The 14,774-nt window shown below is 33.8% G+C and carries 11 protein-coding genes; 7 read left to right on the top strand and 4 right to left on the bottom strand.

From position 1 onward, the window contains the following. Positions 1-607 precede the first annotated feature (607 nt). From ACFIK0_RS06030 to ACFIK0_RS06005, 6 genes are all read left to right on the top strand, one after another. Positions 608-1,627 (top strand): ATP-binding cassette domain-containing protein, encoded by a 1,020-nt coding sequence (locus ACFIK0_RS06030; protein WP_375663655.1) that lies wholly within the window; start codon positions 608-610, stop codon positions 1,625-1,627. Further along, positions 1,602-2,426, top strand: a complete 825-nt coding sequence (locus tag ACFIK0_RS06025; protein WP_375631291.1) for an ABC-2 family transporter protein — start codon at positions 1,602-1,604, stop codon at positions 2,424-2,426. The genes ACFIK0_RS06030 and ACFIK0_RS06025 overlap by 26 nt, the downstream gene beginning before the upstream one ends. Next, a complete protein-coding gene (locus ACFIK0_RS06020) occupies positions 2,410-3,198 on the top strand; it encodes an ABC-2 family transporter protein (protein ID WP_273791430.1) in 789 nt (262 codons plus the stop codon). The genes ACFIK0_RS06025 and ACFIK0_RS06020 overlap by 17 nt, the downstream gene beginning before the upstream one ends. A gap of 2,719 nt (positions 3,199-5,917) precedes the next feature. After that, on the top strand, positions 5,918-6,277 hold the full coding sequence (locus ACFIK0_RS06015) for a hypothetical protein (protein WP_375663654.1): 360 nt from the start codon (positions 5,918-5,920) through the stop codon (positions 6,275-6,277). 984 nt (positions 6,278-7,261) lie between these two features. Beyond that, positions 7,262-7,621 carry a hypothetical protein gene (locus ACFIK0_RS06010; protein WP_375663661.1) on the top strand — a complete coding sequence of 120 codons (360 nt, stop codon included), beginning with the start codon at positions 7,262-7,264 and terminating at the stop codon, positions 7,619-7,621. 539 nt (positions 7,622-8,160) lie between these two features. Further along, positions 8,161-8,526: a response regulator gene (locus ACFIK0_RS06005; RefSeq protein WP_005773308.1), complete on the top strand. Its 366-nt coding sequence runs from the start codon at positions 8,161-8,163 to the stop codon at positions 8,524-8,526. Positions 8,527-8,837: 311 nt separating this feature from the next. On the opposite strand, the gene rpsI is transcribed toward ACFIK0_RS06005, so the two are convergent. Together rpsI and rplM are read right to left on the bottom strand one after the other, a co-directional pair. After that, positions 8,838-9,323 (bottom strand): 30S ribosomal protein S9, encoded by a 486-nt coding sequence (gene rpsI / locus ACFIK0_RS06000; protein WP_015856545.1) that lies wholly within the window; start codon positions 9,321-9,323, stop codon positions 8,838-8,840. A 2-nt stretch (positions 9,324-9,325) separates the two neighbouring features. Next, positions 9,326-9,790: a 50S ribosomal protein L13 gene (gene rplM, locus ACFIK0_RS05995; protein WP_015856544.1), complete on the bottom strand. Its 465-nt coding sequence runs from the start codon at positions 9,788-9,790 to the stop codon at positions 9,326-9,328. 296 nt (positions 9,791-10,086) lie between these two features. On the opposite strand from rplM, the gene recJ reads away from it, so the two are divergent. Then, positions 10,087-11,871: a single-stranded-DNA-specific exonuclease RecJ gene (recJ, locus tag ACFIK0_RS05990; protein WP_375631293.1), complete on the top strand. Its 1,785-nt coding sequence runs from the start codon at positions 10,087-10,089 to the stop codon at positions 11,869-11,871. A gap of 17 nt (positions 11,872-11,888) precedes the next feature. On the opposite strand, the gene parE is transcribed toward recJ, so the two are convergent. Continuing rightward, entirely contained in the window at positions 11,889-13,955 is a 2,067-nt protein-coding gene (gene parE, locus ACFIK0_RS05985) for a DNA topoisomerase IV subunit B (protein ID WP_375660572.1), read from the bottom strand. Between the two features lie 81 nt (positions 13,956-14,036). Continuing rightward, on the bottom strand, positions 14,037-14,774 hold the full coding sequence (gene lipB, locus ACFIK0_RS05980) for a lipoyl(octanoyl) transferase LipB (protein WP_375631295.1): 738 nt from the start codon (positions 14,772-14,774) through the stop codon (positions 14,037-14,039).

Below are 14,774 nucleotides of genomic sequence, written 5' to 3'. Positions count from 1 at the left end.
TGTTATTTTTTGGATATGGTGTATCGTTTAATAATCTGAGTTTATGAAGCTGCTCCTTTGAATTATCTATAGAGGTCATATTGGGAAGGCGTGTCTGTTGAGGGAGATGAGTTAGATAAAATCTGAAAGATATTTACTAAAATAGAGAAAGCGATTTTAGTTTTTTTATGGGGAATAATGGAGGCATTTTATAGTAATGCTTAGGAAAAGTAGACTCTCAAAAAAATCCTGTTGTCAAGGAAGTTTGTTCTGTTATAAATGTGGTTTGATATGCTTATAGTATAGATTTATGCTTTGTATCTTTACTTACACAATGAAGCCTTCTTAGCAAAGTTCTCCTTTCAATGAGCAATTTTTTCTACTTACTTAGTTTATCCAAAAGACTATCTTTCATAAAAGAAGAAATAATTTTTCAGTATCTTAATGCTTCATTGAAGTGAACTCATCACATTGAAAAAATATCTAGACAAAAAATTGGAGATAAAACGTCAGGCGCGTTTTATTGCTCTAGGGAGGGCTTGAACACTTTTGTTTTTTCTAGTGAACAAAACAGATATTTATTATGGGAACATTCAAAAGGGGGATAAATTGAAATTAGGAGTGACTGATGGGATCATTATTGATTGACGTTAATAACGTCTCAAAAATATATCGCAACATTGACAGAGGAATTGGTTTTAAAAACAAGGTGTTTTCTCTCTTCAAGCCGGTTTATACAAATCATCATGTGTTAAAAGATATGAGTTTCACCCTCTTTTCAGGGCAATCGTTAGCAATTCTTGGCACTAACGGAGCGGGTAAATCGACACTGATTAAAATACTTTCTGGTATACAATACGCTGATGAGGGATGTGTTAAAGTCCTTGGTGTTGATCCTTATAAAGCGAAGAAAAATCTGTTCAAGTCTTTGGGTGTGGTCTTTGGTCACAAGAATTGTTTATGGTGGGATTTGCCCTTACGCTACAGTCTGGATATGGTTCAACCATTATATGGTCTTGAATGCGCCTCTTTTACCCGTGATCTTAAAGAGATCGCTGAGTTGCTGGGTCTTGAGCATATTATGGATAAGCCAGTGCGGATGCTTAGTCTGGGTGAGAGAGTGAAAAGTGAATTGGCATTTAATCTCTCCTTTAGACCTAAACTGTTGTTTCTCGATGAGCCAAGTATTGGTCTTGATATTACATCTAAGCATGAAATCAGGGAGCTTCTTAAAAAACTGAAAAAGGAGTGTGGCACTGGGTATATCATTACAAGTCATGATATGGGAGATATTGATGGATACGTCGATGATATTATTCTTTTGCATAAAGGAAAGAAACAGTTTCATGGTAATCTTCATGCGCTTAAAAATGTCATTCCTTCTTTGGTGAGAATGACACTTTTTTGTGAACACATGGCTGCACCTTCAGCTGTTGTAGAAAAAATTGATGAGATTGCGTTGAAATTATCTACTCCTTTAAAAGATAAGCACTTTAACGCTGAAGAATGCTCGCTGGAGGTTTCGCTGTCCCGTGAGGATTTTGCGCGTTTTGTACGCGAAATTACAACCGAATTGAACTGTACGTTCTCTGTATCCACTCCCTCGCTTGAAGAGATGCTCCGTGTTAAATTTAAAGAATTTATCTAACCACTGCTTTGGTATGTTTCTTTTTGCCAAGAATGGATTACTCACTGTTCTAAGTGATAGAGCAATGTTTTTTACCGATATTATCATTGGGACACTTTCGCCATTTGTTATTCAACTTCTATTATGGAATGCACTTTTCTCTGATACGGGCAACACCATCAATGGCTTTAGCTTTTATGATATGATGTATTATTATGCTTTTGCTTTAGTCCTAGGTCGCTTAAATAATGGTTATAATGTGATTAAGTTTTTCTCTCATCATGTTAAAGAAGGTCAATTAGAAGTATATCTTACAAAGCCCTTTAGTTATATGACACAAATGCTTTTTACTTTTTTAGGGGAGAGTGTATTATATAGCATCCCGTTATTGGCTCTTTTTGTTGTTAAGCTTGTTTTATCCTATGAAAATATTCTGGGATTGGTTATCGCTTTTCTGTTCTTTTTTCTGGTTGTTATTCTATCACAATTGCTTTGTTTTTTACTCTCTTTTGGAATTGCCCTATTAAGCTTTTGGGTGATTGAGTACAATATATTACTCTCTTTCAGTATTCTCAGTTCAACGCTTCTTGGTGGTGTTCTTTTACCACCATCTTTTTGGCCGGTGTGGCTTATTCCGCTTATGCAATTTAATCCTTATCGTTTCATGATATCAGCTCCTGCCGAGTTTTTCGCGACGCAAAATTTAGCGTTGTTTCAGCAGTTTATTTTCGGAAGTTTTACTTATATTTTGTGTTTTTTATTCTTAATTTATATTGCTTGGAATAAAGGGATGAAAGCATATAATGGAGCGGGTGGTTGAGATGAAAATAATCCTTCATTTTATCAGTTTGAATATCCGCCGACAGATTGTTTATGGTAAGAATTTGGCTGGGGAGTTTATTCTTTCTCTATGCTATTATTTTATTCAATTCATATTTATTGATAGAATATCTTCTTTTTCAGGAAAGATCGGTAACTATAGCAGAGATGAAATCCATTTTATCTTTGTTGTCTTTGTTTTACTTGGAATATTTTTGAATATTTTTACTAATTCTATTGAAACGTTTTTTGAAAAAGTAGCGGATGGTAAAATTGAACCATACTTGATAAAGCCCGTTTCAATCTGGTTGTTGATGTTGTTTGGTTGGTGTAAACCTCTTAATCTGATCAAGCTCTTTGTTCTTTATGTTAGTGCCTATTTATTTGTATCATTACCGAATATATCCGATCTTAAGCTAAGATGGATCTCTTTTATTGTTGCAATATTTTGTGTTTTTATTGTCAATATTTGTTTTTTCATGATGTTTAATTTTGTAACATTTATTATTAGCCGTAAGATGCCTGTCGAATATTTTCATGAAATGATTTACGAGCTTTCATTTGTGCCAATAGGAATTTATCCTTTAAGCATCGTAAAATGGCTTTTGTTTATGCTTCCCATGGCTTTTTCTGCTTCCTTGCCTGTGTCATTGTTGCTTGGTAAAGGCGAATGGAATATTGGATATCTTCTGTTGAGCGCTTTTCTTTCCATGGTCATGACTTTCATAAGTTATAAGAAAACAATGCGTAAATTTAATGGATTAGGGGGATGAAATGAAAGTCAGCATGATTATAAAAATAAAAAAAATTGAGTGAATAATTCTATTGTACCATAAATTATCGTTATTTATTCTGGCGATATAAGGCATGTAGAATTTTCACATGAGGATTTTTTTATTGTTAGATAAGATTGAACAATAATATAGGCCGCATTCCCACAGTTACTGGCAAGGAGCGTGAAATAGAAATCAGAGGTTTAAACTGTTCGATTTTAGATGGCAGCTTGATGACAAAAGCCAATGGTAAGATGGCATACAATTTAGTATCATTCATAATACGAGCCAGATGTGTTCTTTTTCGATTATAGTGCTAAAAAATTGTCAAAGTGGGTAATTTTTATATGCGTAGAATGTGGTTATTCGTGCGGATTTTGTTGGTGCATTCAATATATTATTACGTGGATGAGTTTTTTGCTTAAACAATAAGAAAATTGATAGAATAAAGCTTTTAAGTTGCCCGATAGAAAGCTAAGAGTTGTGCTAAACAACATGATAGCAATTATCAAGACAACAATCACATAGAGACTTTCAGCATGCTGAGTAGGCAAAATTCCATCAATAATTGCTTGAAATAAAAGTATTCACCAAGTAAAGTAGATGTAAAACGATAGCAATAAGATTAATTTCAATAACGTAATAAATATATTTCTTTGTTGTGCGAGTAAATCAAGAGAAGATTCTTAATTTTTCTTATGCAAACTCATTTTAATTTATGATTTTGTTAAGAGAAAGAAAAATATAATGTGTTATATTTTAATAGTATTTGCAAATATTATTATTGTTTGTACGATGTTTTTATTTTATTTTAATTTAAAATTAGGTTTGACAATTGTCTAAAATGCGTAATAATCTAATCTAATTGTATCGATATGATGCGTTTTTCTATAAAAGAAAAAGGAGAGTTCAAGCTCATCAAATGCTTCAGGTAATTCATGCCGTCCTTCGGGTTATTATTGGGATACAATAAAATCTACAGGACAAACAGGAGTAATGATAGTGGCGCCTGTTGGGACAGTTGGAGGTGCTGTGCTTGGAGGAATCGTAAGTATAGTGGGTGCAGTTGCAATAGAAAATAGATGGTATAGTTCCTGTTAATCGTAGCTGCTGCTGCGGAGGGAGCTATACTAAGAGAAGCAGTAGGCAGCACTTTAAAACTGATATTATAAAAAATCATCAATAATATTCATTTTATTTTTTATAGTATTCTTTATTTAAGTATCTTTCTATAGAGATTATGAGATATGTTATTAATAAAGTTATGTTTTTAAATTTGTCCAAAAAAATAAAGAGAAATCCAGACAGCTTCTTTTTCAATAAACAAAAATAATGCTTTAATTTGATGTTGTAAAATAACTGATAACGATCATATGTTTTTGATTATCAGTGATGAAAATAATGTGATTTTTGATATAGAGATTGAAAAGATTGAGAACTTTTTCGCGTATCACTCATATTTTCTTACCAAATTTTTTGAAAAATTATATAAAGCAAAAAAATAAATTCTGTTAAGTTATTAGCATTTATAATGAGTTTTTTATTTTCACAGTTTTGTGATTGTTTTTGCATTTAACAATGCATTAACAACATGTGTGGTCCATTTTAAAGTTTTGTTTAAAATTACATAAGTAAGTTCTATTTTGATTTGTTATTGCATCGCTCGTATTGATGTATAACAAAAGCGTTTGAGACAATATAAGATCACAAGAATAAATTTTTAATTGGGTATATAAACTACCGATTGCTTACAGATAAAAAAATCTATGCATATCAAAGTTACGTAAGTTTTTTCTCTTCAAAATGTGTATTTGAGTTAATTTTTGTGATTGATAGCTTTGCTACGATGAAAATACTTGTGAGTTTATTGGTATTCATTAGATAACTATGAATTTTACATATCGATTCAAAAATATAGAATAATATAATTTTACGATTAATGTGGAGTTCATTTTGATAAACTGAAAAACATAATGCTGAGCATTACAAATATTTGCAAAAATGCTTTTATTAGGTGTTGTTTTGTTTCTTTATAGTTTACATTTTTTATCTTTTTAACCTTGGTTAGAGAGAGAATTTGTATTCATTATCTATTTCTCTATTTTATTTTGAATGGGTGGAGCACTATTAATATCAAAAAGTAATGATCGTGGAAGATAATGAGCTTAAACTGAAGTTATTCTGCGATTCTGTAGAAACGAATTGTCGTAAAATCGTTGAAATGTTTAATGGCTTTATGGATTAAAGTTGGCGGTTTCATCAATATTATCTCTTATCTTATCTCGTTTAGCTTTTCTAATCAAAGAGCGAAATTTTTGTTTACGCTAAATTTTTACTCGGTTAGCTATTTCCTCTCAACATACAATAAGAAAAAAAATTAGCTTACTGTATGCTAGCAATATAAAAAATCCATTATGTGTAATAAAAAAAGACAATTTAGTAATATTTTTTATGTTGTGATTTAAAAATGTTGTGATTAAGAAAATCAATAGTTTTGAAGAAAAAATACAATTTAAACAATAATATAATCATATTATTGTAATAAAATTTTATCATCTAATCAGTCAGCTTAAAACAAAAATATAATACAAAATGATAATTATTTTTGTATTATATTATCATTCTCTTCTCAGTAGGAAAATATGAATCATCGGTAGATGATGTGATGTTTTCTGTTTAGAGAGTAAGGTTTTATTAAATATTGTAATAGGTTATTATAATGAGAATATTTAAACATTGTATATCATGTGTTGTTGCAGTAGCTATTTTCTTTTCACAAGTTTTAGGAGCCAATGCCGATTCTTTAAATGGTAGATATCAAAACGCTGATTTTATTTCTGTAATGAAACAAGAGAATAGAGTTATTAAATCTGTTAAGGAGATTATTAGTCAATTTTCGGAACAAAGCAGAGAAAAAGATGTCCAAAAGGTGGCTGGTTTGATAGGAATGGAGCCAGCGATTTTTGGTTTAATCGCATTTCTTGTATATTTCTTTACTAGAAAGCCACCGGATCCTAGAAAAAGCGCAGGTGAAAAAGCATTCACTGTTTTTACTCGAAGTGCATGGGCTCTTAATTAAAAATGTTGATTTGATGAATTTTAAATTATTCTGTTTTTGAATCTTTTATAATTAATAAACCGTGATTTCTAATCACGGTTTAGCTATTTTTATATTTATTAATATGCCCATTAAGCTTTAAGTTTTTAGGCTGTACTCTTTTTTAATATTATTACAGAAATACTTTATTGTACATAATATAGTCTTTTTGAGGTTTAAAATTTTTAATCATTTTATCTTGGTTAGAAAGAATGTGTATTTATTTCTATTTCTCTAAGTCGTAGAATTATATTAATGTTAGAAAGTTAGAATCTTGAAAGACAATGAACTTTATTAAAATTATTCCACGTTCTTGTAGAAACGAATGGCTGTGAAATCTTTGAAATGTGTAATGGCCTTATGGCATTAGATTTGGCGCGTTCACCAAAGTTATCCCTTATCTTACTTAATTTAGCTTTTTCAATCAAAGAGCTAAGTTGATACTTACGTTAATTTTTGCTGGGAAAACTATTTCTTCTCAATCTATACTAAGAAAAAATTATTTTAACAGAATATTTCAATAAAATATTTTTTTGTTTTTTGTAAATTTTAAAAATATTTATCTTACTATATTATACAAAAAATAAAAAACATTACGTGTAACTAAAAAACAATATATTGATATTTTTATGTTATAATATCTAATAATATTTATGATAATAGAGATAAAATTATAATAAAAACAATAAAACAATTTTATTTTAATACATTTTTGCCATTAAATTATACATTATTAAAACACGAATAAAATAATTGACAATATTAAAATAAACATGTAACGGATATATTGTAAATGTAATATAATATAAAATTAACAATTAAAATAAAACTGTTAATTAAATTTTGTATTATATTTTTTGTTATTAGAAGATAAATATACTTTATCGATAGATGATGTAATGTTTTCTATTTAGAGGGGGCGGTAAAGAAAATTTATTTTATTAAATATTGTAATAGGTGTTTATGATGAAAATATTCAAGCATTGTATAGTATGTTTTGTTGCAGTAGCTATTTTCTTTTCACAGGTTTTAGGAGCCAATGCTGATTCTTTAAATGATAGATTTCAAAATGCTGGTTTCATTTCTGTAATGACACAGGAAAATAGAGTTATTAAAGCTGTTGATATGATTATTAGCCAGTTTGGAGGACAAGGGGCTGAGAAAGATGTCCAAAAAGTCGCGGGTTTAATGGGGATGGAGGCAGCGATTTTTGGTTTAGTCGCATATCTTGTATATTTCTTTACTAGAAAACCGCCGAGTCCTAACAGAGAGACAGGTGGAAGAGCATTCGATGCTTTTGCTTATAGTGCATGGGCTTTGAATTAAAAGATAATTCCTTGATGAACTTTGAATTATTCTGTTGTTGAATATTTTATATTAAATAAACCGTGATGTTTAATCACGGTTTATTTATTTTTTACTTTTAATAATATGGTAAATTTATCCTTTAATATCATTAAGATATTGTTGGGGGATGGCAGTATAGGGGACATTAAATTTAAATAATCAGCTGCTTTTTAAAGTTAATTAAATTTTTTCTCTTCAAAATACGCATTTGAGCTAAGTTTGTATTTGATATTTTTTCTATGATGAAAATGCATATGCTGGAATTGAGATATTCATAAACGGTGCGTATTCACTCAAAAATATAGGGTAATACAATACTTATGGTTATTGTGGATTTTATACTGATGAACTGAATAAGTATAGCGATGCGTCTTACAAATATTTGTAAAAAATGCTTTTATTGGAATCTTTTAATCTCTTTGTGGTTTACAATTCATTTTATCATTTTATCTTAAGCAAAGAGAATGTGGATTCATTTCTATTTCTCTATTTTATTTGAGAAGGGTGGAGTTATACGAATGTCAAAAAAAGTCATGATCGTGGAAGATAATGAGCTTAATATGAAGTTATTCCGTGATCTTGTAGAAGCGAGTGGTTATGAAACTGTTGAAACGCGTAATGGTCTTATGGCATTAGATTTGGCGCGTTCATCAATGCCATCTCTTATCCTTGTGGATATCCAGTTGCCAGAGGTCTCTGGAATAGATGTTATTAAACAATTAAAAGAAGATGAAGAACTTCGATCAATCCCTGTTGTTGCTGTAACAGCTTTTGCTATGAAAGGCGATGAGGAGCGAATTCGTGCCAGTGGATGTGAAGAATATATGTCAAAGCCTATTTCTGTTCCTCATTTTATCACAATGGTAAAACATTTTGTGGACTAAAGCTTGTTAAGTGATGATAGAAAAAAATATTGAAAAGCTTATAAAATTGCTAAAGTTTTCGTGCAAATATTTTTCTGCTTTAGCACGTGGATATATTCAAGTTAGTAAAACAGATTTTAAAAATTGAAACTGAAGTTTCGAGATTTTTCGGTTTATTTTCTTGCCTTTTATCTTAAGAGAGGAGGTTGTTTTGCATTTTTGTTTTTTCTAATCGGTATAGATTTGTTCCTACATTTATCTAAAAGTCTGTTTTAGTAGGGGAAAAAGCCTCGGTTTTGTCCGAGGCTTTATGCATTGTACAAAAATTGAAATTAACGCTTTGAGAATTGGAAAGAACGACGTGCTTTTGCTTTACCGTATTTTTTACGTTCAACAACGCGGCTATCACGGGTAAGAAAACCACCTTTTTTCAAGATTGAGCGAAGTTCTGGTTCATAATAGGTTAAAGCTTTGGAAATGCCATGGCGCACTGCACCGGCTTGTCCGGAAAGACCACCGCCTGCAACGGTTGCAATAATATCAAACTGGGTATCCCTATTTGTTGCAACAATTGGTTGACGAAGAATCATTCTAAGAACAGGACGAGCGAAATATTTGTCAAATTCCTTATTGTTGATTGTGATTTTTCCAGAACCTGGTTTAATCCATACGCGTGCAACAGCGTCTTTACGCTTTCCTGTTGCATAAGCACGTCCTTGTGAATCAAGCTTTTGCACGTGGACAGGAACAACATTTTCATGTGTTTCTGTAATACTTGTTACTATGCTAAGCTCAGAAAGAGAATTAATTTCAGCCATAATCAAGCAATCCTTTTGTTTTTGCGGTTTAAAGCACCAACGTCAAGAGATTCAGGCTGTTGTGCTTCATGTGGATGTTGGCTTCCAGCGTAAACACGTAGATTCTTCAATTGACGGCGACCAAGAGGCCCTCGAGGAATCATGCGCTCTACTGCTTTTTCAATAACACGTTCAGGAAAACGCCCCTCAAGAAGTTGACGTGCTGTACGTTGTTTGATTCCACCAATATAGCCGGTATGCCAATAATATTTTTTATCCGTATATTTTTTGCCAGTGAGAGCTATTTTATCTGCATTAATGACAATAACGTTGTCACCATCATCAACATGTGGAGTAAATGTAGCTTTATGTTTGCCACGTAAGCGGTTAGCAACAAATGTGGCAAGACGACCCAAAACAAGGTTTTCTGCGTCAATAATAACCCATTTTTTCACCACTTCAGTTGGCTTTTGTGAAAAAGTTGCCATAGAAGTATCCTTTATTAGAACCCTTTTAATATAAGGGAATTTTTACTGTTTTGCGTTGAAAATTGTTACCATAGCGAAATATTTAACGCATACTACTTGCTCTGATATAATGTCTTTTGATTGACGTCAAGAGAAAATAAAAACTTTATAAAACAACATGTTACGAGAAAGGTATTATAATACCCCATTAAAAGAAGTTTGTAGACCATTTAAACTTAAAATGAATGTTGCAAAAAACTATTTTATCTTTAACGCATGATTGTATTTTATTGTTCTTCATTATAAAATAAGAAATAATGCAGTGGTCTCGTTATTTTCTCAATGTTGAATCTTCTGCTTGTGGTCAAGCTTGGTTAGATGCCCTTGATGTTCAAGGGATAAATAATGCGCGCGCTATTTCTCAAAAATTTGGCTTTCCAGATCAGTTAGCTCGAGTACTTTCAGCAAGAGATGTGGATGAAGCTGAGGCTGTTGCTTTTATTAATCCAACATTACGTACGCTTATGCCTGATCCAGAAAGTTTTAGGGATATGCAATGCGCTGCAGAGCGTATTGTTAAGGCTCTTCTCAATCAAGAACAGGTTGCTGTTTTTGGTGATTATGATGTTGATGGTGCTTGTTCATCGGCACTCATAGCGCGTTTTTTTCGTTATTTTGGTATTGAAGTCAAAATTTATATTCCTGATCGTATTGTTGAAGGCTATGGTCCTAATGAACAAGCAATGAGGATGCTTGTGCAAGAAGGCGCTCGGTTAATTATCACTGTTGATTGTGGCGCAAACAGTCCTGATGCCGTAAAAGCAGCGAGGCTTGCTGGTGCTGATGTTGTGATTTTAGATCATCATCAAATGTCAGAGATTCATCAAGAAGCCGTTGCTCTTGTCAATCCTAATCGCCCTGATGATTTTTCTAAACAGGGGCATTTATGTGCAGCTGGCGTTGTTTTTGTTACGTTAGCTTGGGTTCATCATTTGCTGCGGAAAAAACAATTCCAAGGGCAGCTGCCTGATCTTTTAAGTATGCTTGATCTTGTTGCATTGGCAACCATATGTGATGTCGTTCCATTACAGGGGGTTAACCGTGCTTTTGTGATAAAAGGGCTTCAAGTTGCTCGTTCTATGCATAATCTAGGAATAACAGCTTTAACAAAGGTTGCACGAATAGGGGAGCCGCTTAATAGTTTTCACTTAGGTTTTTTGTTAGGTCCTAGAATTAATGCAGGAGGGCGCATTGGTGATCAAGCTTTGGGAGCACGTTTACTTAGCTGTGAGAATAAAGATGAAGCGGACAGAATAGCAGAACAATTAGATCGGCTTAATCAAGAACGCCAAGAAATGGAGAACATTCAATTAGCACAAGCGGAATCTTACATTACTTCTCTTTATCAAGATCAAGAAATACCATTATCGCTTGTAATTTCACATAAAGAATGGCATCCGGGAATTATTGGTATTCTTGCTTCCCGTCTCAAAGAGCGTTTTTTTTGTCCTGTTTTTGCTATTGCTTTGAAAGAAGATGGAAATGGCGTAGGGTCGGGACGCTCAATTAATGGTATAGATTTAGGAGCACTCGTTCGTGAAGCTGTTACATTAAATTTATTAGAAAAAGGAGGGGGACATAGTATGGCAGCAGGAATTACAATTCAATCAACAAAAATTGAAATTTTTCGAAAATGGCTAGAAGAAAAAGTTTCTTTAATGGTTTCACAGTTGCGTGCAAAAAAATCTCTTAGTATAGATGGTTCTCTTTCTGCTTCTGGTGTTAATGAAGCGCTGTTTGAATTGCTTGAAAAAGCAGGGCCATTTGGGGCAGGGAATGCAACACCTGTTTTTGTTCTTCCCTCTCATCGACTGGTGAATCTATCTGAAGTTGGTAAAGGACATCTTCGCCTCATTGTATCTAATGTTGAAGGAAAAAAACTGCAAGGAATTGCTTTTCGTGCTGTAGGGACATCGCTTGGTGATTTTCTTTTTGAAAATATTGGTGAAATGATTCATTTAGCTGGTCATCTTAGTTTGAATTATTGGAATGGAACGATCAATCCGCAGCTGCGCGTGATTGACGCAGCCGCAGTGGTTTGAAAGGGATATTTTTTACATTAGATGTCTAGATTAGAAGCAAACGTAGAATTTTCTTGTATGAAACGAAATCGTGCTTCTGGTTTTGTTCCCATGAGACTTTCTACAGTCTTTTTCGTTTCTTGCATTTCCACGGCATCAATAGAAACACGAAGCAATGTACGTTTTTGAGGATGCATAGTCGTTTCTTTAAGTTGTTCTGCGCGCATTTCACCCAGCCCTTTAAAACGCCCGATTTCTATTTTAGCTTTTCCAGTAAATTCAGTTTTGAGCAATTCATCCTTATGAATGTCGTCACGAGCATAAGCAACTTTTCCTCCTTGCGATATTCTATAAAGGGGAGGGACGGCGAGATATAAATGTCCCTGATGAATAAGGTCAGGCATTTCTTGAAAGAAGAAGGTAATGAGCAGTGACGCAATATGAGCACCATCAACATCAGCATCTGTCATGATGATAATACGTTCATATCTGAGATCTTTTTCACGATACTTGGAGCGTGTTCCACATCCAAGAGCAAGGATAAGATCGCTAATTGTTTGGCTTGAGTTCATTTTTTCATGTGCAGCACTGGCGACATTTAAGATTTTACCACGAAGAGGTAAAATTGCTTGGTTTGCTCTATTTCTTGCTTGTTTAGCAGATCCTCCTGCAGAATCCCCTTCAACAATGAATAGTTCAGCACCCACAGCATGGTTCTGGCTACAATCTGCAAGTTTACCGGGCAGACGTAATTTGCGGACAGCAGTTTTTCGACTTATTTCTCTATCTTGGCGTCGTCTAACACGTTCTTCAGCACGTTCAATAACCCAATCGAGAAGTTTTGTTGCTTCTTGCGGGGAATTTGCTAACCAATGATCAAAAGGATCGCGGATTGCATTCTCAACGATACGCTGTGCTTCAATGGTTGCTAATCGATCTTTTGTTTGTCCAACAAATTCAGGGTTACTGATAAAGACTGAAAGTATTGCGGCTGTTGAAATCATAATATCGTCAGACGTAATAATCGCTGCGCGCTTGTTTCCTATTAACTCAGCGTAGGATTTCAATCCACGCAAAAGAGCTTGACGTAATCCTATTTCGTGCGTTCCGCCTTCTCCTGTAGGAATCGTATTGCAGTAAGATTGCACACAAGAATCACCACCATGCCAAGCGATAGCCCATTCAACCGAGCCATGGCCATTATTGTGTTGTGTTTTGCCAGAAAAAATTTCTGACGTTACTCGATATTCATCTTTTAGTGACGCAAGTAAATAGTCTTTAAGTCCATTGGGAAAATGAAAAACAGCTTTTTCAGGAATATTTTTTGCGCCTTCAAGTATGACGGGATCACAAGTCCAGCGAATTTTTACGCCACCAAAAAGATAGGCTTTGGAGCATGTCATCTTATAGATTTTTTCTGGATCAAAAGCTGCTTTTTCACCAAAAATTTCATGATCAGGATGAAAACGAACGCGCGTACCACGACGATTATAAACATCTCCCAGATCTTCCAATCCAGATTGAGGAATACCGCGTGAGAAACGTTGGCGGTACAGTTTTCGTTCTCGTGCAACTTCAACTTCCATATCATCAGAAAGAGCATTGACGACAGAAATTCCTACTCCATGAAGTCCACCTGCAGTTTGATAAGCCTTTCCATCAAATTTTCCCCCAGAGTGGAGTTGTGTCATAATAACTTCAAGAGTAGATTTCTCAGGCATTTGAGGATGATTTTCGACAGGAATACCGCGTCCATTATCTGTAACGGTTATATAACCGTTCCTATCTAATGAGACCTCAATAGAATCTGCATAACCCGCAACAGCTTCATCCATCGCGTTATCAATAATTTCGGCAAATAAATGATGAAGCGCTTTACTGTCTGTTCCACCAATATACATTCCAGGGCGTAAACGCACGGGCTCTAAACCCTCAAGAACTCGAATAGAGAGGGCATTATAGTCATCTTCTTGCGTATCTTTTGCACTTTTTCTTGAAATCATCGCTTTTGATTTCATTGGAGGCTGCAGAGTGTTTTCTTTTGTATTTACCCGAGATTGGGCTTTATTTAAAACACTAAAAAGATCCTTTTTGTTATCGCTCATAGCGTTTAACTATCTACCTCATAAAATAAAATATTTATTAAAATAATTTTATGCCTGTTTTTTATTTAAAAATCAATGCACTTAGAAAACATCAATTGTTGGACCAAAAATTTGTTCAAAAGCGTGTTTGAGAGCAATATCAATATCATGCATTGCTACAGGGCAACCTAGATCAAGAAAGCTCGTTACACCGTGGTTTGTAATTCCACAAGGAACAATTCCTGAATAATGGGCTAAATTAGGATTAACATTGATAGAAACTCCATGAAAACTTATCCATTTTCGCACTCGAATGCCAATAGCTGCAATTTTATCTTCGGAATAAATATCATTTTGTTTTGATGGGAAATGAGATTGTTTAACCCAGACACCAACGCGATCTTCTCTGCGTTCGCCTTTAATATTAAAGTTTGCAAGCATCTGTATGATCCATTCTTCTAATGCACTAATGAAAGCACGAATGTCTTGTTTTCGGCGTTTAAGATCAAGCATGATATAAGCAATACGCTGTCCTGGACCGTGATATGTAAATTCACCTCCACGTCCTGCTTCATAAACAGGGAATAAATTAGGCGCCAAAAGATCTTTTTTATTTGCACTCGTCCCCGCTGTATAAAGGGAAGGGTGTTCAAGAAGCCAAACTTGTTCATGCGCGGTTTTTGCAAGAATTTTTTCTACACGTTCTTGCATATAACGCAGAGCTTCAGGATACTCAACTAGATGATCACTTATCTTCCATTCAACGGGTGGATTTCCTAGAATTGCATTAAAATGATGTGATAAGTGATTACGATCCGTATGTTTCAATTCAAATGTCAT

Source organism: Bartonella sp. CL63NXGY (assembly GCF_042194905.1).
In the GTDB taxonomy this organism is placed as follows: Bacteria; Pseudomonadota; Alphaproteobacteria; order Rhizobiales; family Rhizobiaceae; genus Bartonella.
Note: the sequence above shows the minus strand (reverse complement) of the source record. Positions and strands in the feature narration are given on the sequence as shown.

Coding starts and splice junctions, on each gene's coding strand:
- rplM (WP_015856544.1), bottom strand. CDS start 9,790: ATGGCAACTTTTTCACAAAAGCCAACTGAAGTGGTGAAAAAATGGGTT.
- recJ (WP_375631293.1), top strand. CDS start 10,087: ATGCAGTGGTCTCGTTATTTTCTCAATGTTGAATCTTCTGCTTGTGGT.
- ACFIK0_RS06030 (WP_375663655.1), top strand. CDS start 608: ATGGGATCATTATTGATTGACGTTAATAACGTCTCAAAAATATATCGC.
- ACFIK0_RS06020 (WP_273791430.1), top strand. CDS start 2,410: ATGGAGCGGGTGGTTGAGATGAAAATAATCCTTCATTTTATCAGTTTG.
- ACFIK0_RS06010 (WP_375663661.1), top strand. CDS start 7,262: ATGAAAATATTCAAGCATTGTATAGTATGTTTTGTTGCAGTAGCTATT.
- lipB (WP_375631295.1), bottom strand. CDS start 14,774: ATGACATTTGAATTGAAACATACGGATCGTAATCACTTATCACATCAT.
- ACFIK0_RS06015 (WP_375663654.1), top strand. CDS start 5,918: ATGAGAATATTTAAACATTGTATATCATGTGTTGTTGCAGTAGCTATT.
- parE (WP_375660572.1), bottom strand. CDS start 13,955: ATGAGCGATAACAAAAAGGATCTTTTTAGTGTTTTAAATAAAGCCCAA.
- rpsI (WP_015856545.1), bottom strand. CDS start 9,323: ATGGCTGAAATTAATTCTCTTTCTGAGCTTAGCATAGTAACAAGTATT.
- ACFIK0_RS06005 (WP_005773308.1), top strand. CDS start 8,161: ATGTCAAAAAAAGTCATGATCGTGGAAGATAATGAGCTTAATATGAAG.